This window comes from Phyllobacterium sp. 22552 (assembly GCF_052044585.1).
Taxonomy (GTDB): Bacteria; Pseudomonadota; Alphaproteobacteria; order Rhizobiales; family Rhizobiaceae; genus Phyllobacterium; species Phyllobacterium ifriqiyense.
In genome coordinates this window covers 511,159-528,892 of the sequence record NZ_JBQENG010000003.1, presented here as the reverse complement: position 1 = coordinate 528,892, position 17,734 = coordinate 511,159, and the positions used below count along the sequence as shown (strand labels likewise).

Sequence of the window (17,734 nt, the reverse complement as noted above, 5' to 3'; positions counted from 1 at the left end):
TTGTCCTCAAGCCAGAGCAGGCATCGTAGCAACAGGATTGCTTCCGTGTTTCTTCAGGAATTCCAGCAGCTTTTCGACATCGTGAACGCCACCATGGACATAATCACCCGCGTGAATGCCACCGGATATATATAGGACATCTATGCCAAAGAGATCAGCACCTTTGACATCCGTCAGCATACCATCGCCTATCGCAATGACACGGTTAAGGTCCACAGGTTTACCACGCACCTCTTCAGCTGCGGCAATGGAAGCCTCATAAATCGGTCGATGCGGCTTGCCGGCGATCAAGGTCCGGCCACCAAGCTGGCCATAATCGCGGGCCAAAGCACCGGCACACCAGATCAGACGATCTCCGCGCTCAACGACAATATCAGGATTGGCACAGATAAATGGCAGATCGCGCGAACGGAAACGCGTCAGCATTTCGGCATAATCAGCCGGTGTCTCCGTTTCGTCATCAAAATAACCAGTACAGACGACGACATCAGCCTCCCGCTCTTCCACAAGCTCAACGTCCAGTCCTTCGTAAAGCGTTTCATCACGCTCCGGTCCAAGATGGAAGACCTTACGCGGCGAATTGCGGATCAATTCACGCGTAACATCGCCTGATGTAACGATCCGGTCATAGGCATCTTCGGGCACACCCAAGCCATGGATTTGCGCTGCCACGCTATCGAAGCGTCGCGGGGCGTTGGTTATCAGGACCACGGTCAAACCAGCGGCTCTCGCGCGAGCCAATGCTTTTGAAGCGGAGGCAAACGAATCGACACCATTGTGCAAAACACCCCAGACATCGCAAAGAAGCACGTCATAACGATCCATCAAGTCGTCCAGACTTGCCAAATGTACCATGTCGGTCATGCCGCTCTTCTCCATGCCAGTAATCGAGTTGCACCTCGCTTACCTGATTGCAGGAAAACTGTCACTCGGGATCATCATCAAAAGCTGCATCGACCGGTTGACAGTAAACACATGAACAAATATTGATATGTTTGTTATCAAACGAGGTTCAAATGGCGCATTCCCACGGCACGCACGGGCACGATCACGCACATGATCATGCTCCCAAAATAACGGCTGACAATGAGCGCAAGGTCCTGATCGCCTTCCTGATCACATTCACGTTTATGATTGTGGAAGTCATTGGGGGCCTTTTATCGGGTTCCTTGGCATTGATTGCCGACGCCGGACATATGTTGACGGATGCTGGGGCTCTCGCACTGGCCTATGCAGCATTTCGTTTTGGCAAACGCGCGGCTGATGAACGCCGCACATTTGGATATCTGCGCTTTGAGGTCATTGCCGGCCTTATTAATGCGCTCGCACTTTTCGCCATTCTTGTCTGGATCGCCATCGAAGCCTTTGAGCGGTTTCGCAATCCCGGCGAGGTCCTCGCGGGTCCAATGTTTATCGTCGCAACGATAGGACTGCTCGTAAATATCGGCGTCTTCTGGATTTTGACCCGCGGCGACAAGGATCACGTCAACATCAAAGGTGCGATCTTGCACGTTCTTGGCGACCTGCTTGGTTCCGTAGCTGCCATTACGGCATCGGTCATTATCTATTATACTGGTTGGACACCAATCGACCCGATCCTTTCGGTCTTCGTGTGCTTGTTGATCCTGCGCAGCGCTTGGGCACTTCTGCGCAATTCCCTGCATATTCTGCTTGAAGGCGCCCCGGAAAATGCCAAGCCGGAAGAAATCGAACAGCACTTGATGAAAACGGTCTCCGACCTGGCTGGCGTACGCCATGTCCACGTCTGGATGATCACATCCGGCAAGGCGCTGGCAACCTTGCATGTGAAGCCAAAAGAGGGCAGCGATCCGCGCCTGCTGGTGAAAGCCGTCGAGGCGGAGCTGATCAAAAAATTCGAGATCGAGCATTCGACCATTGCCATCGATTTTGCCGATGCTACCGGCGACTGCTGTCTTGGCATCGACACCTCCGGCGAACATGACCACGATCACGGGGAGGATGACCATAGCGGCCACGGTGATCATGATCATGCAGCGCATGACCATAGCCATGAAGGTCACAAACATTGAGCAAAATAACGATACCATCCCAGCTTGATACGACCATCCTCGCCGAGACATTCAAACTGCTTGGCGACCCGACGCGACTACGAATCCTGTTCTTTTGTCTCGAACACCCACGCTCCGTCGGCGACATTGCGGCAAGCCTGGATTTGTCGCAATCATTGGTCAGTCACCACTTGCGATTACTGCGTGGGGCGCGTCTGGTGCGCGGCAACCGGCAGGCAAAGCAGATTTTTTATGAACTTGCTGACAAACATGTCAGCGACATGCTTGTCGATATGGCGCATCACGTATGCGAGGATAGTGACGACTAAAACTGCTTCATCGGATCGTTTTATACTTCAGGTAAGGCGCTCACCAAAGTTCTGGGCTCTTTTTCAAAGGACAAGTTGCCGCAATGGCGCGCAATCAAAGACAGCACATGCACATTGCTCGAGCGCTGGATGGTGAAATAGCGATGGAGCCTACCGGGGCCCTGCTATCTGAGTATGACGGCGTCCAACCTGGAACTTCGAATCCACCAATGTCATGAAAATTTCATCGCCTTTCCCTTGACTCTTTCGACCCCTCCCACTATCTCCGGCTCCAGTTAGCACTCACTATCAACGAGTGCTAATAACGCGAATGGCACAACTGTTTGCGAAACCGTTTTGACACCAACATCAAGGGTTCTAACCATGGCCAAGACCAAGTTCCGCCCGCTTCACGACCGCGTCGTAGTACGCCGCGTTGAATCGGAAGCAAAGACTGCAGGCGGCATCATCATTCCGGATACTGCCAAGGAAAAGCCACAGGAAGGCGAAATCGTCTCCGTAGGCACAGGCGCTCGTGACGAAGCTGGCAAGCTCATACCGCTCGATGTCAAGGCAGGCGATCACATCCTGTTCGGCAAGTGGTCCGGCACGGAAGTCAAGATCGGCGGCGAAGATCTGCTGATCATGAAGGAATCCGACATTCTCGGCATCCTCGGCTAATCACCGTCACCCAATAATATTTCGATCAAACCGGGTTAAATCCCAGGAGAGATAAAATGGCTTCTAAAGAAGTAAAATTCGGCCGCGACGCGCGTGAGCGCATGCTGCGCGGCGTTAATATCCTTGCAGATGCAGTCAAGGTAACGCTCGGCCCGAAAGGCCGTAACGTTGTCATCGACAAGTCCTTCGGCGCTCCACGCATCACCAAGGACGGCGTGACTGTTGCCAAGGAAATCGAACTTGAAGACAAGTTCGAAAACATGGGCGCACAGATGGTCCGTGAAGTCGCTTCGAAGACGAACGACATCGCTGGCGACGGCACCACGACTGCTACTGTTCTTGCTCAGGCAATCGTTCAGGAAGGCGGCAAGGCTGTTGCTGCTGGCATGAACCCGATGGATCTGAAGCGCGGCATCGATCTTGCTGTTGCAGAAGTCGTCAAGCAGCTCGGCAAGAGCGCCAAGAAGATCAAGACTTCGGAAGAAGTTGCGCAGGTTGGCACGATCTCTGCCAATGGCGAGACCGAAATCGGCGAAATGATTGCCAAGGCAATGCAGAAGGTCGGCAACGAGGGTGTCATCACCGTTGAAGAAGCCAAGACCGCTGAAACCGAACTGGAAGTCGTTGAAGGCATGCAGTTCGATCGCGGCTACCTGTCGCCATACTTCGTCACCAACCCTGAAAAGATGGTTGCTGATCTTGAAGATGCTTACATCCTTCTTCATGAAAAGAAGCTCTCGAACCTTCAGGCTCTTTTGCCAGTTCTCGAAGCTGTTGTTCAGACTTCCAAGCCACTCGTCATCATTTCTGAAGACGTAGAAGGCGAAGCTCTTGCTACGCTCGTTGTCAACAAGCTGCGCGGCGGTCTGAAGATTGCGGCTGTAAAGGCTCCTGGCTTCGGCGATCGCCGCAAGGCAATGCTTGAAGACATCGCTATCCTTACTGGCGGTCAGGTTATTTCCGAAGACCTCGGCATCAAGCTCGAAAGCGTTACGCTCGACATGCTCGGCCGCGCCAAGAAGGTGTCGATCACCAAGGAAAACACCACGATCGTTGACGGTCATGGCAAGAAGGGTGAAATCAACGCCCGCGTCGGCCAGATCAAGCAGCAGATCGATGAAACAACTTCCGACTACGACCGTGAGAAGCTGCAGGAACGTCTTGCCAAGCTCGCTGGCGGTGTTGCAGTTATCCGCGTTGGCGGTGCAACGGAAGTTGAAGTGAAGGAAAAGAAGGACCGCGTTGACGACGCTCTCAACGCAACGCGTGCTGCTGTTGAAGAAGGCATTGTTCCTGGCGGTGGTGTTGCTCTTCTACGTGCCTCTGCGAACCTTACTCTTAAGGGCGCAAATTCCGATCAGGATGCAGGCATCAACATCGTTCGTCGTGCTCTGCAGGCTCCGGCTCGTCAGATCGCAACAAATGCTGGCGATGAAGCTTCCATCGTTGTTGGCAAGATTCTTGAAAGCAAGAAAGAAACCTACGGCTACAATGCGGCCAATGGTGAATATGGCGATCTGATCGTCATGGGCATTGTTGATCCAGTCAAGGTTGTTCGTACTGCTCTGCAGGACGCAGCATCGGTTGCAGGTCTTCTAGTCACCACCGAAGCCATGATTGCCGAAGCTCCTAAGAAGGACAATGGCGGTGCTCCCCAGATGCCAGGCGGCGGAATGGGCGGCATGGGCGGCATGGACTTCTAAGAAGTCCTCTCCCTATAGAATACGGAAAAGGCGGGTTTCGACCCGCCTTTTTTGTTGTACGAGTAAGCGTTTTTATTCGGCAGCTTGAGCGAAAGGCGGAGTGATTTCCGTAGCCTTGTTCGCGGAATCGAAGCTGGCCCGCGCATTGGCGATACGCGTTTCATTTTGGATGGCGAAGTCAGCAAGGTTGCGCACCGGCACAAGCAGATCGCGTCCAAGATCGGTAAGCTCATAATCCACACGCGGCGGGATTGTCGGAAACACCGTTCTCGTTACAAAACCGTCGCGCTCCAAGCCACGCAAAGTGCTGGTAAGCATTTTTTGAGAAATGCCATCAATCGAGCGTTTCAACTCGTTGAACCGCATTGAACCAGCGCCCAAATAATTAACGACCAGCACGGTCCACTTATCTCCGACACGGGAAAGAATCTGGTGGACCGCACCACAGGCAGGAGTTACCTCAAAGTGCTTCGGTTTCAAAAAAGTGCCTCCTTGCTAGAACTTTTAACAGTCACCTATATAGCTCCGGTCACAAATAGTTACCATCCCAAGATAAGGATTTCTGAAAATGGCAAAACTAAAAATCGGCGTCATCGTCGGCAGCACGCGCATTGGCCGGTTCGCCGAGTTTCCTGCCAAATGGATCGCTGACGTTGCAAGCCAACGCGATGATTTAGAGGTCGAGATTGTCGACCTGCTAGACTATCCTATGCATTTCTTTGGTGAAGAACGCAGCACGACGGCGGAAAGCGAAACCGCCGAGCGCTGGAAGAAGAAGATGCGCTCTTTCGACGGATTTATTTTCACTGTCGCAGAGTACAACCACGCGCCAACTGCCGTGCTGAAGAATGCGATAGATCTTGGTGAGTTCATTCAAAAGCCAGTCGCTTTTGTGGGATATGGTGGTGTCGGCGGTGCACGCGCCGTTGAACATCTGCGTCTTATATTCGTTGAAATGGGTGCGGCATCTGTCAAGACCGGCGTCCATATTTCCTTCCCCGAATATTTGACTGTCGTTAAAGGGGAAAAGAAGCTTAGCGATTATCCGCACCTCAATGAGGCGGCAGGCGCCCAGCTTGATCAGCTTGTCTGGTGGGGCAACGCCTTGAAAGCTGCACGCGACGCCTAATGCTATTCGGCGGCTGCTTGTGCAGCCGCCTCCTTACTTGTCCGACCAGACCGCCAATTCGTAGCCTTCCGGATCAACAAAATGGAAGCGCTTCCCTCCGGGAAATTCAAATATCTCTTTTGAAATTTTTCCGCCCGCTTTTTTGACACGTTCCAGCGTATCCGCAAGATCATCGGCGAAAAGAATAACCAATGGGCCGCCAGATCTCACCCCCTCAGAATGAGCAAAACCGCCCTTGAGATTGCCGTCCGAAAACTCGCAATAGGCCGGGCCATAATCGGTGAAGGTCCAGCCGAATGCGGTGCCGTAGAAATCCTTCGCGCGCGAAATATCCTCGACGTTGAACTCGATATAGTTGATCTGTTTGTCTTGACCTGAACTATTGCTCATCCCTTACTCCAGCAATTGCGCTTCCAGCAAATCTCTCAGTTTCTGTAAGTCGCGCATAACCCATGCTGCGTCCGCAGTAAACTTTTCATCGTCAATGCCGGGCAATCGAAACAAGGTGAATATCACTTCGGAAGCATTGCCATTGGCAACGACGCGCAGGGGAATATAAACATTCTCTCCGGTTTCCGTTATTACCCAATGGTCTAACACGCCAAACTCATTATCGGGCGCAAACCGAAGACGCAGCTTTCCGGCGGGACCGTCAGCCACCCATTCATTTCCGGACTTCTGCAGGCCCGAAGTCAATCCCGATGCCCACTCCGGCAAATGCTCAGGCAAGCTTGCATAGCGGTAAACATCCTTCCAATCGCGTTGAATGGCGATCTGAAGAGTTCGTGCTTCCAGTGCTGTCATAGCTTGACCTCCCACCAGTGCTATAATCGATTTTATCTTAGCACCTTACGAAATCCAGACCAACATTCCGTGCTGGAACCTTGCCTCCCGGACCGCTTCGCAGTAGTCATTGCGCCAACTGTCACAGGAAAAATAGACGATGACTTCTACACGCACCGAAACAGACACGTTTGGTCCAATCGAAGTAGCTGCCGACAAATATTGGGGCGCACAGACCGAGCGCTCTTTGCATAATTTCAAGATCGGCGGCGAACGTATGCCCATCCCATTGGTTCGGGCACTTGGTATCGTAAAACGCGCTGCGGCAGAAACCAATATGGCTCTGGGCAAACTGGATGAAGTCACCGGCCGCGCAATTACAGTTGCCGCCGAAGAGGTTATCGAAGGCAAGCTCGATGATCATTTCCCGCTCGTCGTATGGCAGACTGGTTCCGGAACACAGTCCAATATGAATGCAAACGAGGTTATCTCTAACCGTGCTATTGAAATGCTCGGCGGAACGAAGGGCTCGAAGAAACCGGTCCATCCGAACGATCACGTCAATATGAGCCAGTCGTCAAATGACACGTTCCCGACGGCCATTCACATTGCAACGGCGGTCGAAGCGACCGAGCGTCTCTATCCTGCCCTGGCCCATCTGACAGCAGCGCTTGCCAAAAAGGAAAAGGCCTTCGCCGACATTATCAAGATTGGCCGTACGCACACTCAGGATGCGACACCTGTAACACTTGGACAGGAGTTTTCGGGGTACCGCGCCGCGCTTGAATACGCCCGCAAACGCATCGAACAGAGCTTGGCGGACGTTTTCCTGCTGGCGCAGGGCGGTACTGCCGTCGGCACAGGGCTCAATGCTCCGGCTGGCTTCGATACCGGCTTTGCTGAAGCTGTGTCAGACATAACGGGATTGCCGTTCAAGACGGCTCCAAACAAATTTGAGGCTCTGGCGAGCCATGGCGCGTTGGCGAATTTCCATGGCAGCCTGAATGCGCTTGCTACTGATCTTTTCAAGATTGCCAATGATATTCGCTTTCTCGGATCGGGGCCCCGTTCGGGTCTCGGTGAGTTGAAATTGCCAGAAAACGAACCTGGTTCCTCGATTATGCCAGGCAAGGTCAACCCGACCCAGGCAGAAGCACTGACGATGGTTGCAGCACAGGTTTTCGGTAATCAAACTACCGTTACAGTGGCAGCGAGCCAAGGCCACTTTGAACTGAATGTGTTCAAGCCTGTTATCGCGCTCAATGTACTCCAGTCCATTCGCCTGCTTGCCGATTCGATGGTGTCCTTTGCCGACAATTGCGTCGAGGGCATCGAAGCCGACGAAGTTCGCATCAAGGATTTGCTCGAACGTTCGCTCATGCTCGTCACTGCGTTGGCTCCGGCCATCGGATACGACAATGCGGCCAAGATCGCCAAGACAGCGCATAAGAACGGGACGACTTTGCGTGAGGAAGCGCTTGCCAGCGGACATGTGTCAGCCGAGGACTATGATCGTCTTGTGCGGCCGGAACGGATGATCGCTCCGGAATAAGCAGTGGATTTGATGAACAATCTGTTGTCGAAAAAGTGACTTTAGTAAACAGTATGCATCGCGTACTGACCGCGCAGTCACTTTTTTGGAGAAAAATCTATGTCTAACAATGGCATTCTGGTTCTGATCGGTCGCATTCTGCTTTCGGTCATGTTTATCATGGCTGGCTGGGGCAAGCTAACAGCTATCGGCGGTACTGCTGCCTATTTTGGCGGCATGGGTTTGCCAGCGCCAACAGTTGTTGCGGTTCTTGTCGGTCTGCTTGAATTCTTCGGGGGCATTGCAGTTCTCGTTGGCTTCCAGACCCGTATTGCGGCTCTCTTGCTTGGCCTCTTCACTTTGGCCGCCACGGCGACTGCTCATCTAAACTGGGCTGGCGATGCCGGCATGACCCAATTCATGTTCTTTCAGAAAAACCTGGGCGTAGCTGGTGGTTTCTTTGTCCTGGCTGCTTATGGAGCTGGTGCACTTTCAATCGACGCAAAGCGCGGTTAAACGAAAATATCATTCGCTTATAAAGGCCGCTTCACGCGGCCTTTATTTTTATTGTTGCGTCAATTGGTAGGCTGGACTTCACTCACAAGCACCGGCTTTTCCCGATATTCCTGCGGAAAGAGCTTGCTCAAGTTTTTGATCTTGGGCAGATCATTGTAAACGATATAGGGCTGCGTCGGATTAATGGTCGCATAATCCTGATGATAGGCTTCTGCCGTGTAAAAAGCCTTGAGAGGCTCGACCTTGGTCACTATCGGATCTGAATAGACCTTGGCTTTGTCGAGCTGGTCTATATAGGCCTTCACCACTTTTTCTTGATCTACACTGGTCGTGAACACTGCAGAGCGATATTGCGTGCCCGTATCTGGTCCTTGCCGGTTCAGTTCGGTTGGGTTGTGAGCGACAGAAAAATAGACCTGTAAAATCTTGCCCAGGCTGACGGTCTTTGGATCAAACGTGACCTCAACCGCTTCCGCATGGCCGGTATCGCCGCCACTCACAAGATCATAATTCGCAGTGCCCTTTTCTCCACCCGAATAACCTGACACAGCGTTTGTGACGCCCTTCATGTGCTGGTAAACACCCTGAACGCCCCAAAAACATCCGCCGGCAAGCACGATTTTTTCAGTTCCGGCCGCTATTGACTGATCCATCGCTGGCGGAGGCACCATCGTGACGCTTTCCGCGAATGCCATAGCTGGGGCAAATAGCAAGGTGGTTGCAAGTAACAAGTAACGAAGTTTCATTTGTTTTTCCTTCGAAATAGCTTAGGCAGCAGCGGGCATGAATTTCATGGCAACACCGTTCATGCAGTAGCGAAGACCGGTGGGTTGCGGACCATCGTCGAAGACATGCCCTAGATGGCCACCGCAGCGATGACACTCCACCGCCGTACGCACCATGCCGAACGAGTTGTCGGATTTCTCGATCACCGCACCTTTTATCGGCTGCCAGAAGCTGGGCCAGCCAGTACCACTGTCAAACTTCTTTTCGGATTCAAAAAGCTGCTGATCACAGCCAGCGCAGGCAAATATGCCTTTACGTTTTTCATGATTTAACGGGCTGGTGAAGGGCGCTTCCGTGCCTTCCTGACGCAGCACATCATACTGCTCCGGCGTCAGAAGTTTCTTCCATTCAGCATCCGTGTGTTCAATTTCGAATGTACCCGTAGCGTGAGCCTTGGGCATGGTCGCAAAGCGCGCGGCAACAACTGCACCAAATGTGGCCACAGCGCCTCCGAACAGGGTTCGACGTGTCATCATGGATAAGCTCCCTGCATGATGATACCGAATTATTTCGGCTTCATGCAGGGAAATACGAAGGAAGAACCCAAAAGGTTACGTTCAACCGGACGGATCACAGAGAGTTGATGGATTTACAGCTAACCGAGCGCTGCCTTTATGCGCTGCGATAGTTCTGATACAGCCTTGGCGTCTGCTGCCGCACGCGAAGAAATCAAACATGCCTGCGACTTCAGGATGACGCCATCTTCCAGAATTTTGAGCTGATTGGCACGCAGCGTAGACCCTGTCGATGTAATATCGACGATGATATCTGCCGACCCGGAGGCAGGAGCACCTTCGGTTGCGCCAAGGCTCTCAACGATGCGATAAACCTGGATACCGTGCATCTGTGAGAAAAATTGCTGGGTTAACCGCCAATATTTTGTTGCAATACGCAAACGACGACCGTGGCGCTGACGGAAATCGGCAGCAACGTCATCAAGGTCCGCCATGGTAGATACGTCGTACCAAACCTCTGGCACAGCGACGATCACATCCGCATGGCCAAAGCCAAGCCGTGCCTCGATTTGCACCCGATCATCGGCGGAAGACAGGGTTTCACGAATGAGGTCTTCGCCGGTTACACCAAGATCGACGCTGCCATATCCCAGTTCACGGGCAATCTCGGAAGCAGAAAGGAAAAGAATGTCAATTTGGCCCTCGCCCGCTACCTGCGCCCTGTAGTTACGCTGATCACTCGGAAGGAGGACTTCCAAACCGGCTTTCCTGAGTACTTCAAGAGCCTGCTCCTTAAGCCGCCCCTTTGATGGAAGTGCTAATGTGATGGTCATTTGGCATCTCCAGCTATCTGCTCGAGACGGTCAAGCCAGATGGAAAAGCCCACACCCGGGATCGAACCGACAGCACCAAGCATCGTCAGCAGCCGATCATAACGGCCGCCGCCAACGATAGCACCAAGTTCGGCATTGCTCACTGCACGGGTTTCGTAGACCAGACCCGTATAATAATCGAGCGGACGCCCAAACGAAGCGTCGTAGATAATGGTTTCATCTCCGATACCCGCTTCCACGATCGATACAGAACGCGCCTCGAATTGTTCCAAAGCTGGACCCAAATCGAATTCATTTGCGCGCGCATATCGCAACAGATGCCCCGCTGCTGATTGCAAAGGAATGCGGATCGCCAGAAAATCCTGAAGTGCCGAAATCGCCTTGGGCTGCAAGCGCACGGAAGCAAGGGCCACTTTTTCGATGAGACGGCGAGCAATTTCAACAGGTGTACGACCGGCCCCTGGAGAAATGCCAGCCGACTCCATATCCTTTTCCAATTCGGCGGCGAGCGCGGCCTCGTCACCTTTGGCAACCAGCGCTGCAAGATGGACCGGCAGATCGCCATTTTGTCTGTCGGATGACAAATCCTTCAACAAGCCCTTGAGCTGATCAGGATTGCCGAAAGCCCGGACAAGCTTTTTTTGCCAGCCGCGTGGCAGGCCGAGAGCTGCCAGAACCGCTTCAAAGATCGCTTGGTCTCCAAGCAAGGTTTCCAGCTGGGCATCGGGCGCAACGAGCCTTATAGAAGCCAGAGCGTCCGCTAGAGAGCGTGCATCGGCTCGGGCGCGATTGGCATCGCCCAAATCTTCAATACCCGCTTGGAAGAACTCATTGCCACCATCGCGCCGCTGGCGGAATACCTCGCCTAGATAAGCATACCGTTTTGGCGTCGCAGCATTGAGTTCGATATGATTGCGACAGACCGGGATTGTAAATTCAGGGCGCAGACACAGGCTTTGGCCTGTTTCATTCTCCGTGAGGAAAATCCTTCGGCGCAAATCTTCACCAGCCATATCCAGAAACTGGTCCGCAGGCTGGATGACAGGAATATCGACAAGTTCCGCTTCCCTGCTCGCGATCAACGCGGCAAGTCTATCGCTAAATAAAGGAGCACGGGAAGCAACCATTCGAGCTTACGAGGCCTTTACTGCGTTGACGCGATCTTGGGCCTGCGCATCGAGAATCTTACGCACCTCCGCGATAATATCGCCTTCCTTTGCCGTGATCTGTGCAGGGCGGCTTTCCCGCCAGGTAATATTATCCTCGATTTCGGCCGATAAACGTGCACCTTCGATCAAATCCTTGATCTGCACCTCGCCAAGATCACGTTCCTGCGAACCCTGAATGATGACGCAGGGAGCGCCGCGACGGTCCGCATATTTCATCTGCGGCTTCATGCCTGAGCCACCAAGATACATTTCGGCACGGATCCCGGCCTGCCGCAGATCGGATACCATTTTCTGGTAGCGGCCAAGGCTTTCCGTATCGCGGTCCATGACCATCACGACAACAGGTCCGATATTGTCGGACATATCGAGCTTTCCGAGATTTTTGAGCGCGGTCATCAGGCGGGAAACACCGATAGAAATACCTGTTGCCGGCACGGGTTCAGAGCGAAAACGCGAAACAAGTCCATCATAGCGTCCGCCGCCTCCCACCGAGCCAAAACGGACAATCTGGCCATCTTCGTTTGGAATTTCAGCAAGAAGCTCCGCTTCGAAAACGGGGCCGGTATAATATTCAAGACCCCGCACGACGGATGGATCAATCTTGACGCGGCCATCATAACCAGCGGCAGAACAAAGCGCTTCTATTGTACCCAGTTCAGCGACGCCCTCTGCGCCTTTATCATTGCCGGTGACAACTTTTTCCAGATTGGCAATAGTAGCACTGCCCGTCGCAGCGCCTGCCGCAGTGAAATCAAGAACCTGCTTGATAGCGGCCTCATCCAGGTTTGCACCTTTGGTGAAATCGCCGCTTTCGTCTTTGCGGCCTTTTCCAAGCAACTCACGAACGCCCTCGACACCGAACTTATCAAGCTTGTCGATGGCGCGCAGCACAGTCAGGCGTCTGCCTGCATTCTCATCGCCGCCGAGCCCAATCGCCTCAAGCACCCCATCAAGAACCTTGCGATTATTGACCCGGATTACGTAGTCGCCGCGCTGAATGCCGAGCGCCTCCATGACGTCAGCCATCATCATGCACATCTCGGCATCGGCCGAGACATTGGGCGCACCCACCGTATCCGCATCGAACTGCATGAACTGACGGAAGCGGCCGGGGCCTGGCTTTTCGTTACGGAATACCCATCCAGCCCGGTAGCTGCGATATGGCTTCGGGATGCTTTCGTAATTTTCGGCGACATAGCGCGCCAACGGCGCGGTCAAATCATAGCGCAGCGAAAGCCATTGCTCATCATCGTCCTGAAACGAGAACACGCCTTCATTCGGGCGATCCTGATCAGGAAGGAATTTTCCAAGCGCATCGGTATATTCAATCAATGGCGTTTCAACTGGCTCAAAACCATAAAGCTCATAGACTTTGCGGATTTCCGCCATCATTTTTTCGGCGGCGCGCAAATCATCCGGTGTCCGGTCCACGAAACCGCGCGGCAGCCGCGCTTTTACCCTGTCTGCCTTGGTTGCCATGATGATGATCCGATATCCTGAGATGAAGCTGATTGCCGAAGCGGGTTTGCTCTAGCTTATCAGGCTCCCAAGGGCAAGGATTGAACGTTATTTGGGCCTTTTGAAACTTGCACGGATGGTTTCAATTTCCTGACGACATTTGCAGCCCTCGATATGATCATTCACGAGACCCATCGCCTGCATATGCGCATACATTGTTGTTGGCCCCACGAAACTCCAGCCGCGCTTCTTCAAATCCTTGGAAAGACGCGTTGACGTCGGTGATGTGGGATTGGCCACGAGGGTTGCATAATCGACAATCTTGGGGCGCTCGTCTGCGGGCGGCTCAAACGACCAGAAATAGGCGGCAAGCGAGCCGGTTTCTTTAACCAGTTCGATAGCGCGATTGGCATTGTTGATAGCAGAATTTATCTTGCCGCGATGGCGGATAATGCCAGCATTACCAAGCAGCCGTTCGACATCCTTATCGGTATACCGGGCGATCTTGTGATAGTCGAAACCATCAAAAGCTTCGCGAAAATTCGCGCGCTTGCGCAGAATTGTCAGCCATGAAAGCCCGGATTGAAAACCTTCGAGGCATATTTTTTCAAACAGTCGCGTGTCGTCCGTTACCGGCCTGCCCCATTCATTGTCGTGGTAGCGAATATATTCAGGCAAAGCACCAGGCCAGAAACAGCGCGTAGCGCCGTCATCACCTTTTATCAGGCCGGTCTTCACGGGAACATCTTCAGTCATAACCAGTCCTCTTTACTTTTTACCGGCGATTAACCAGCTTGCAACACGCTTCGGTAACCATACCAAATGGTTTCCGCCCAAAATTGCGCTTTATCGATTCTCGTTCACTTTTTTCTACCCTGCCACTGGCAAACTCAATCCGAAACCTGACAAAACCTGTCAGCAGAGTTATATTACGAGACTGAGTTCCATGAAGTCTGCGCGCCTGCTTTTGCTATCCTGCATTGGCCTTACCATCGCCTCCGGCGCATTTGCCAGCGAACGTTATGCTACCCGCCCGCCTGTGGTCATGAGTCCTGACTTATCGGCTCCATGGGTTATGCAACTACGCCAGCGACCTGTCGGCACACCAGTCAATCCGCGCGGATATGTTGTCTTTGACGAGCAGCCCAGCCCGCGTGCCAAGCAACGCGAACGCCGAGCAGCGCGTAAAAGCCTTAGCTCCAATCCTGCTGTGCGCGAAGTTTCGTTTCAGCGCCCCACCGCTCCATCAACTGATGCTAAACCAAAAAAACGGGAAATGGACGCGAAGTTCCTGCCGCAGAGCGTAGCTTATGATGGTCCTGAGCAACCCGGAACAATTGTCATCGATACGGCGCAACGTTTTCTCTACCTGGTCGAAGCCGGTGGAACGGCGCAGCGATACGGCGTCGGCGTTGGCAAAGAAGGCTTTGGCTGGTCCGGTACGAACACGATAAGTCGCAAAGCAGAATGGCCGTCTTGGTACCCGCCAGCCGAGATGATCAAACGTGAGAAACGCAAGGGCCGTATTCTACCTGCGCATATGGAGGGTGGCGTTGAAAATCCTCTTGGCGCCCGAGCGCTCTATCTAGGATCCACGCTTTACCGTATTCACGGGACAAATGCGCCATGGACGATCGGTCAGTCCGTGTCGAGCGGCTGTATTCGCATGCGCAACGAAGACGTCACCGATCTCTATGAGCGGGTGAATGTTGGTACAAAAGTTATCGTCAGATAAGGTTACGGGGGCCGGCATCAGGGGTGGTGCCGGAAAAGGCAGCGGCGCATTTTTGAATGCGTCGCTGCCCTTTATTCAGCAATGTTAAGCACAGGCTTGGCTTGCGGGACGCATGAAGGTTGCGGACCGCCATAAGCCCAATCCAGCAACTCTACCGTATGGACAATCGGCAATCTGGTTCCACTCGCAATCTGGGTAATGCAACCTATATTGCCCGTTGCAATCAAGCTGGCTCCGGTGGCCTCTATATTCTTGACCTTGCGGTTCCGAAGCGTGCGGGCGATTTCGGGCTGCATGATGTTATAGGTGCCAGCCGAACCGCAACAGAGATGACCTTCAGCGGGTTCCTTGACAATAAAACCGGCGGCCTTCAGCAAATCCTTAGGCTGACGGGTAATTTTTTGGCCATGCTGCATGGAACAGGCTGAGTGATAGGCGACTGTGACCCCCGTTTGATACGCAGCCTCTGGTAAATCCAGCATTGTCAGATACTCGGTAACATCTTTTGCCAAGGCAGAGATGCGTGCGGCTTTCTCTTTATAGGCAGCGTCAAGTCGCAGCATATAACCATAATCCTTGATCGTCGTCCCGCAGCCTGAAGCCGTGATGACGATCGCATCAAGGCCACCATTCTCAAGCTCGCGCGTCCATATATCGACATTCCGGCGAGCATTTTCCAAGGCAGCTTCCTCGCGTCCCATATGGTGCACGAGCGCGCCACAACAGCCCTCGCCTTTTGGTACAGTTACCTCAATGCCAAGCCGGGTCAGCAGCCGGATCGTTGCCTCGTTAATTTCGGGGGCAAGGACTGGCTGCGCGCAGCCGGTTAAAATGGCGACTCGTCCCCTTTTTGCTGTTTTCGCCTTGTGCGTACCCGCTTCTGCATAGGACGATTTTGCAGCAAGCGATTTGGGTGCAAGTTCCAGCATTGCAGCCATGGGCTTCAAAGCCGCAGCAGATTTGAACAGAGGGATCAACGGCCTGCCAAATCTGGCTGCCGTCACTGCAAGGCGGAAACGCGACGGATAAGGCAGAACCAGCGCAAGCAGGGCGCGCGTCAGACGATTGATGAATGGCCGTTTATAGGTTTTCTCGATATGCGCCCGGGCATTGTCCACCAAGTGCATATAATTTACACCGGAAGGACAGGTTGTCATGCAGGCAAGACAGGACAGACACCTGTCCACGTGCTTGACGATCTGCTCATCCGCCGCCCTCCCATTTTCAAGCATGTCCTTGATCAGGTAAATGCGCCCACGCGGGCTATCGAGTTCATTGCCAAGCGTGACATAGGTAGGACAGGTCGCGGTACAAAATCCGCAATGCACACATTTGCGCAGTATCTTTTCCGACTCTGCGACACCGGGATCAAGCAATTGCTCGGGAGTAAAGTTGGTTTGCATCCTACACTCCTGCAACCATGCGACCGGGATTAAATATGCCGCTGGGGTCAAACTGTTGTTTCAACCTTTTCGACAGGGCTGCCAAGGGCGCGGGTTGCGGTTCGAATACGGGCAATGCGGCACGCAGAGCCACTGAAGCACGCACCAATGTTGCGTGACCTCCGCCATACTTTGCAACAAGCGCACGGACAGCCTCTGCCTCCGGATCGCCTTCCATCCGCAGCCAGATCAAGCCGCCCTGCCAGTCATAAAACGCGTCGACCGCCGCGCCCATGCGAAGAGAGGCAACCAGTTTGTAAGCCTCCATCGGCGCCATCGACACCCGCCAGACCGGATGCTCCGTTCCATCCGCGAATGGTATGACATCGCGGATTTCGCGCCACAGGTTTCGGGATATATCTTCGCTCAACGTGTCAACCGTTCCCGCTGACGCCAATAGTTTTTTTAGCATTTCCGCGCGATCGGCGACGGAAGGCGCAAAACCTTCAAGACGAAGCAAAGTCGAGGCTTCACCTTGAAGGGTACCGCCAATCACACGGCTGGCGACATTGCCGGGTAGATGCGCCGCGGAAGCCACCTCTCCACTTGAACCCATTGCAATCGCCATCGCCCGGGCGGCTTCATCGTCGGCTAATCCGCGCAGTACCAGAGTGGTCTCAGCTTCGGGCTTGGGCAGAACTTTAAATGTGATTTCTGTTGCAACACCCAAGGTTCCCCACGAATGTGCCATGCCTTTCGAAAGATCATAACCCGTCACGTTTTTGACGACACGGCCACCTGACTTGAACAATTCGCCTCGCCCAGAGACAACCCGCACACCCAAGACGTGATCGCGCGCTGAGCCCGCCTTAAGGCGGCGGGGGCCGCAAAGATTTGTCGCAAGCAGGCCGCCAAGACTGCCCTGCCCCGCAGCTTTACCAAGCAATGGCCCATAATCCATTGGCTCAAACTGAAATACCTGACCGCTGGCAGCAAGCAGTGCTTCCAGTTCAGCCACCGGTGTTCCGGCCTTTGCCGCCAGCACGAGCTCGTCGGGCTCGTAGAGTGTCACGCCCGAATAGGTTGATAAGGCGATCGTGTGTTCCGTTTGCAAAGGACGTCCGAGTTCGCGCTTGGAGCCCTGACCGATGATCTCAATCGGGGCTTGTTCAGACAGCGCCCATTGCACGATCTCAACAATCTCATCTTCAGAATGGGGATTGAATGTGCTCAAG

At 53.5% G+C, this 17,734-nt stretch carries 20 protein-coding genes; 8 read left to right on the top strand and 12 right to left on the bottom strand.

Going from position 1 to position 17,734, the window contains the following annotated elements:
• Positions 1 to 6 precede the first annotated feature (6 nt).
• Positions 7 to 855 carry a TIGR01459 family HAD-type hydrolase gene (locus ACTJI9_RS09760; protein ID WP_354343501.1) on the bottom strand — a complete coding sequence of 283 codons (849 nt, stop codon included), beginning with the start codon at positions 853 to 855 and terminating at the stop codon, positions 7 to 9.
• A gap of 161 nt (positions 856 to 1,016) precedes the next feature.
• Between ACTJI9_RS09760 and ACTJI9_RS09755 the strand changes: the two genes are divergently transcribed.
• The 4 genes from ACTJI9_RS09755 (at position 1,017) to groL (ending at position 4,722) form a co-directional block, all read left to right on the top strand.
• On the top strand, positions 1,017 to 2,051 hold the full coding sequence (locus ACTJI9_RS09755) for a cation diffusion facilitator family transporter (protein ID WP_440807586.1): 1,035 nt from the start codon (positions 1,017 to 1,019) through the stop codon (positions 2,049 to 2,051).
• Positions 2,048 to 2,359, top strand: a complete 312-nt coding sequence (locus ACTJI9_RS09750) for an ArsR/SmtB family transcription factor (protein WP_115055215.1) — start codon at positions 2,048 to 2,050, stop codon at positions 2,357 to 2,359. The genes ACTJI9_RS09755 and ACTJI9_RS09750 overlap by 4 nt, the downstream gene beginning before the upstream one ends.
• 363 nt (positions 2,360 to 2,722) lie before the next feature.
• Positions 2,723 to 3,019: a co-chaperone GroES gene (gene groES / locus ACTJI9_RS09745; protein WP_115055216.1), complete on the top strand. Its 297-nt coding sequence runs from the start codon at positions 2,723 to 2,725 to the stop codon at positions 3,017 to 3,019.
• Positions 3,020 to 3,075: 56 nt separating this feature from the next.
• Positions 3,076 to 4,722, top strand: coding sequence for a chaperonin GroEL (gene groL, locus ACTJI9_RS09740; RefSeq protein ID WP_115055217.1), 1,647 nt, complete (start codon positions 3,076 to 3,078; stop codon positions 4,720 to 4,722).
• Positions 4,723 to 4,794: 72 nt separating this feature from the next.
• On the opposite strand, the gene ACTJI9_RS09735 is transcribed toward groL, so the two are convergent.
• Positions 4,795 to 5,202 carry a winged helix-turn-helix transcriptional regulator gene (locus ACTJI9_RS09735; RefSeq protein ID WP_115055218.1) on the bottom strand — a complete coding sequence of 136 codons (408 nt, stop codon included), beginning with the start codon at positions 5,200 to 5,202 and terminating at the stop codon, positions 4,795 to 4,797.
• Positions 5,203 to 5,290: 88 nt separating this feature from the next.
• Here ACTJI9_RS09735 and ACTJI9_RS09730 point away from each other — a divergent pair, with 88 nt between their 5' ends.
• Positions 5,291 to 5,851: an NADPH-dependent FMN reductase gene (locus ACTJI9_RS09730; RefSeq protein ID WP_115055219.1), complete on the top strand. Its 561-nt coding sequence runs from the start codon at positions 5,291 to 5,293 to the stop codon at positions 5,849 to 5,851.
• Positions 5,852 to 5,884: 33 nt separating this feature from the next.
• On the opposite strand, the gene ACTJI9_RS09725 is transcribed toward ACTJI9_RS09730, so the two are convergent.
• Together ACTJI9_RS09725 and ACTJI9_RS09720 are read right to left on the bottom strand one after the other, a co-directional pair.
• On the bottom strand, positions 5,885 to 6,241 hold the full coding sequence (locus ACTJI9_RS09725; protein WP_440807581.1) for a VOC family protein: 357 nt from the start codon (positions 6,239 to 6,241) through the stop codon (positions 5,885 to 5,887).
• 3 nt (positions 6,242 to 6,244) lie between these two features.
• Entirely contained in the window at positions 6,245 to 6,655 is a 411-nt protein-coding gene (locus ACTJI9_RS09720) for an SRPBCC family protein (protein ID WP_115055221.1), read from the bottom strand.
• A gap of 139 nt (positions 6,656 to 6,794) precedes the next feature.
• Here ACTJI9_RS09720 and fumC point away from each other — a divergent pair, with 139 nt between their 5' ends.
• On the top strand, positions 6,795 to 8,186 hold the full coding sequence (gene fumC / locus ACTJI9_RS09715; protein WP_440807579.1) for a class II fumarate hydratase: 1,392 nt from the start codon (positions 6,795 to 6,797) through the stop codon (positions 8,184 to 8,186).
• 99 nt (positions 8,187 to 8,285) lie between these two features.
• Complete coding sequence (locus ACTJI9_RS09710; RefSeq protein WP_115055223.1) at positions 8,286 to 8,681, top strand: DoxX family protein; 396 nt, start codon at positions 8,286 to 8,288, stop codon at positions 8,679 to 8,681.
• A 59-nt stretch (positions 8,682 to 8,740) separates the two neighbouring features.
• Here ACTJI9_RS09710 and msrA read toward each other — a convergent pair whose 3' ends face one another.
• The 6 genes from msrA to ACTJI9_RS09680 form a co-directional block, all read right to left on the bottom strand.
• Positions 8,741 to 9,427 (bottom strand): peptide-methionine (S)-S-oxide reductase MsrA, encoded by a 687-nt coding sequence (gene msrA, locus ACTJI9_RS09705; RefSeq protein ID WP_370878802.1) that lies wholly within the window; start codon positions 9,425 to 9,427, stop codon positions 8,741 to 8,743.
• Positions 9,428 to 9,448: 21 nt separating this feature from the next.
• On the bottom strand, positions 9,449 to 9,943 hold the full coding sequence (msrB, locus tag ACTJI9_RS09700) for a peptide-methionine (R)-S-oxide reductase MsrB (protein ID WP_115055225.1): 495 nt from the start codon (positions 9,941 to 9,943) through the stop codon (positions 9,449 to 9,451).
• Positions 9,944 to 10,062: 119 nt separating this feature from the next.
• Entirely contained in the window at positions 10,063 to 10,755 is a 693-nt protein-coding gene (gene hisG / locus ACTJI9_RS09695) for an ATP phosphoribosyltransferase (RefSeq protein WP_307282961.1), read from the bottom strand.
• Positions 10,752 to 11,882 carry an ATP phosphoribosyltransferase regulatory subunit gene (locus ACTJI9_RS09690; RefSeq protein ID WP_440807574.1) on the bottom strand — a complete coding sequence of 377 codons (1,131 nt, stop codon included), beginning with the start codon at positions 11,880 to 11,882 and terminating at the stop codon, positions 10,752 to 10,754. The genes hisG and ACTJI9_RS09690 overlap by 4 nt, the downstream gene beginning before the upstream one ends.
• Positions 11,883 to 11,888: 6 nt before the next feature.
• Positions 11,889 to 13,403, bottom strand: a complete 1,515-nt coding sequence (gene hisS / locus ACTJI9_RS09685) for a histidine--tRNA ligase (protein ID WP_440807572.1) — start codon at positions 13,401 to 13,403, stop codon at positions 11,889 to 11,891.
• An 87-nt stretch (positions 13,404 to 13,490) separates the two neighbouring features.
• Positions 13,491 to 14,138: a DNA-3-methyladenine glycosylase I gene (locus ACTJI9_RS09680; protein ID WP_307282953.1), complete on the bottom strand. Its 648-nt coding sequence runs from the start codon at positions 14,136 to 14,138 to the stop codon at positions 13,491 to 13,493.
• 190 nt (positions 14,139 to 14,328) lie between these two features.
• Between ACTJI9_RS09680 and ACTJI9_RS09675 the strand changes: the two genes are divergently transcribed.
• Complete coding sequence (locus ACTJI9_RS09675) at positions 14,329 to 15,117, top strand: L,D-transpeptidase (protein ID WP_115055230.1); 789 nt, start codon at positions 14,329 to 14,331, stop codon at positions 15,115 to 15,117.
• Positions 15,118 to 15,188: 71 nt separating this feature from the next.
• Here the strand turns inward: ACTJI9_RS09675 and glcF are convergent, their stop codons facing one another.
• Both glcF and glcE read right to left on the bottom strand, forming a co-directional pair.
• Positions 15,189 to 16,520, bottom strand: coding sequence for a glycolate oxidase subunit GlcF (glcF, locus tag ACTJI9_RS09670; protein ID WP_440807568.1), 1,332 nt, complete (start codon positions 16,518 to 16,520; stop codon positions 15,189 to 15,191).
• A gap of 1 nt (position 16,521) precedes the next feature.
• The gene (gene glcE / locus ACTJI9_RS09665) at positions 16,522 to 17,733 is read right to left on the bottom strand and encodes a glycolate oxidase subunit GlcE (RefSeq protein WP_440807566.1); all 1,212 of its coding nucleotides are present in this window, start codon (positions 17,731 to 17,733) and stop codon (positions 16,522 to 16,524) included.
• Between the last annotated feature and the right edge of the window lies 1 nt (position 17,734).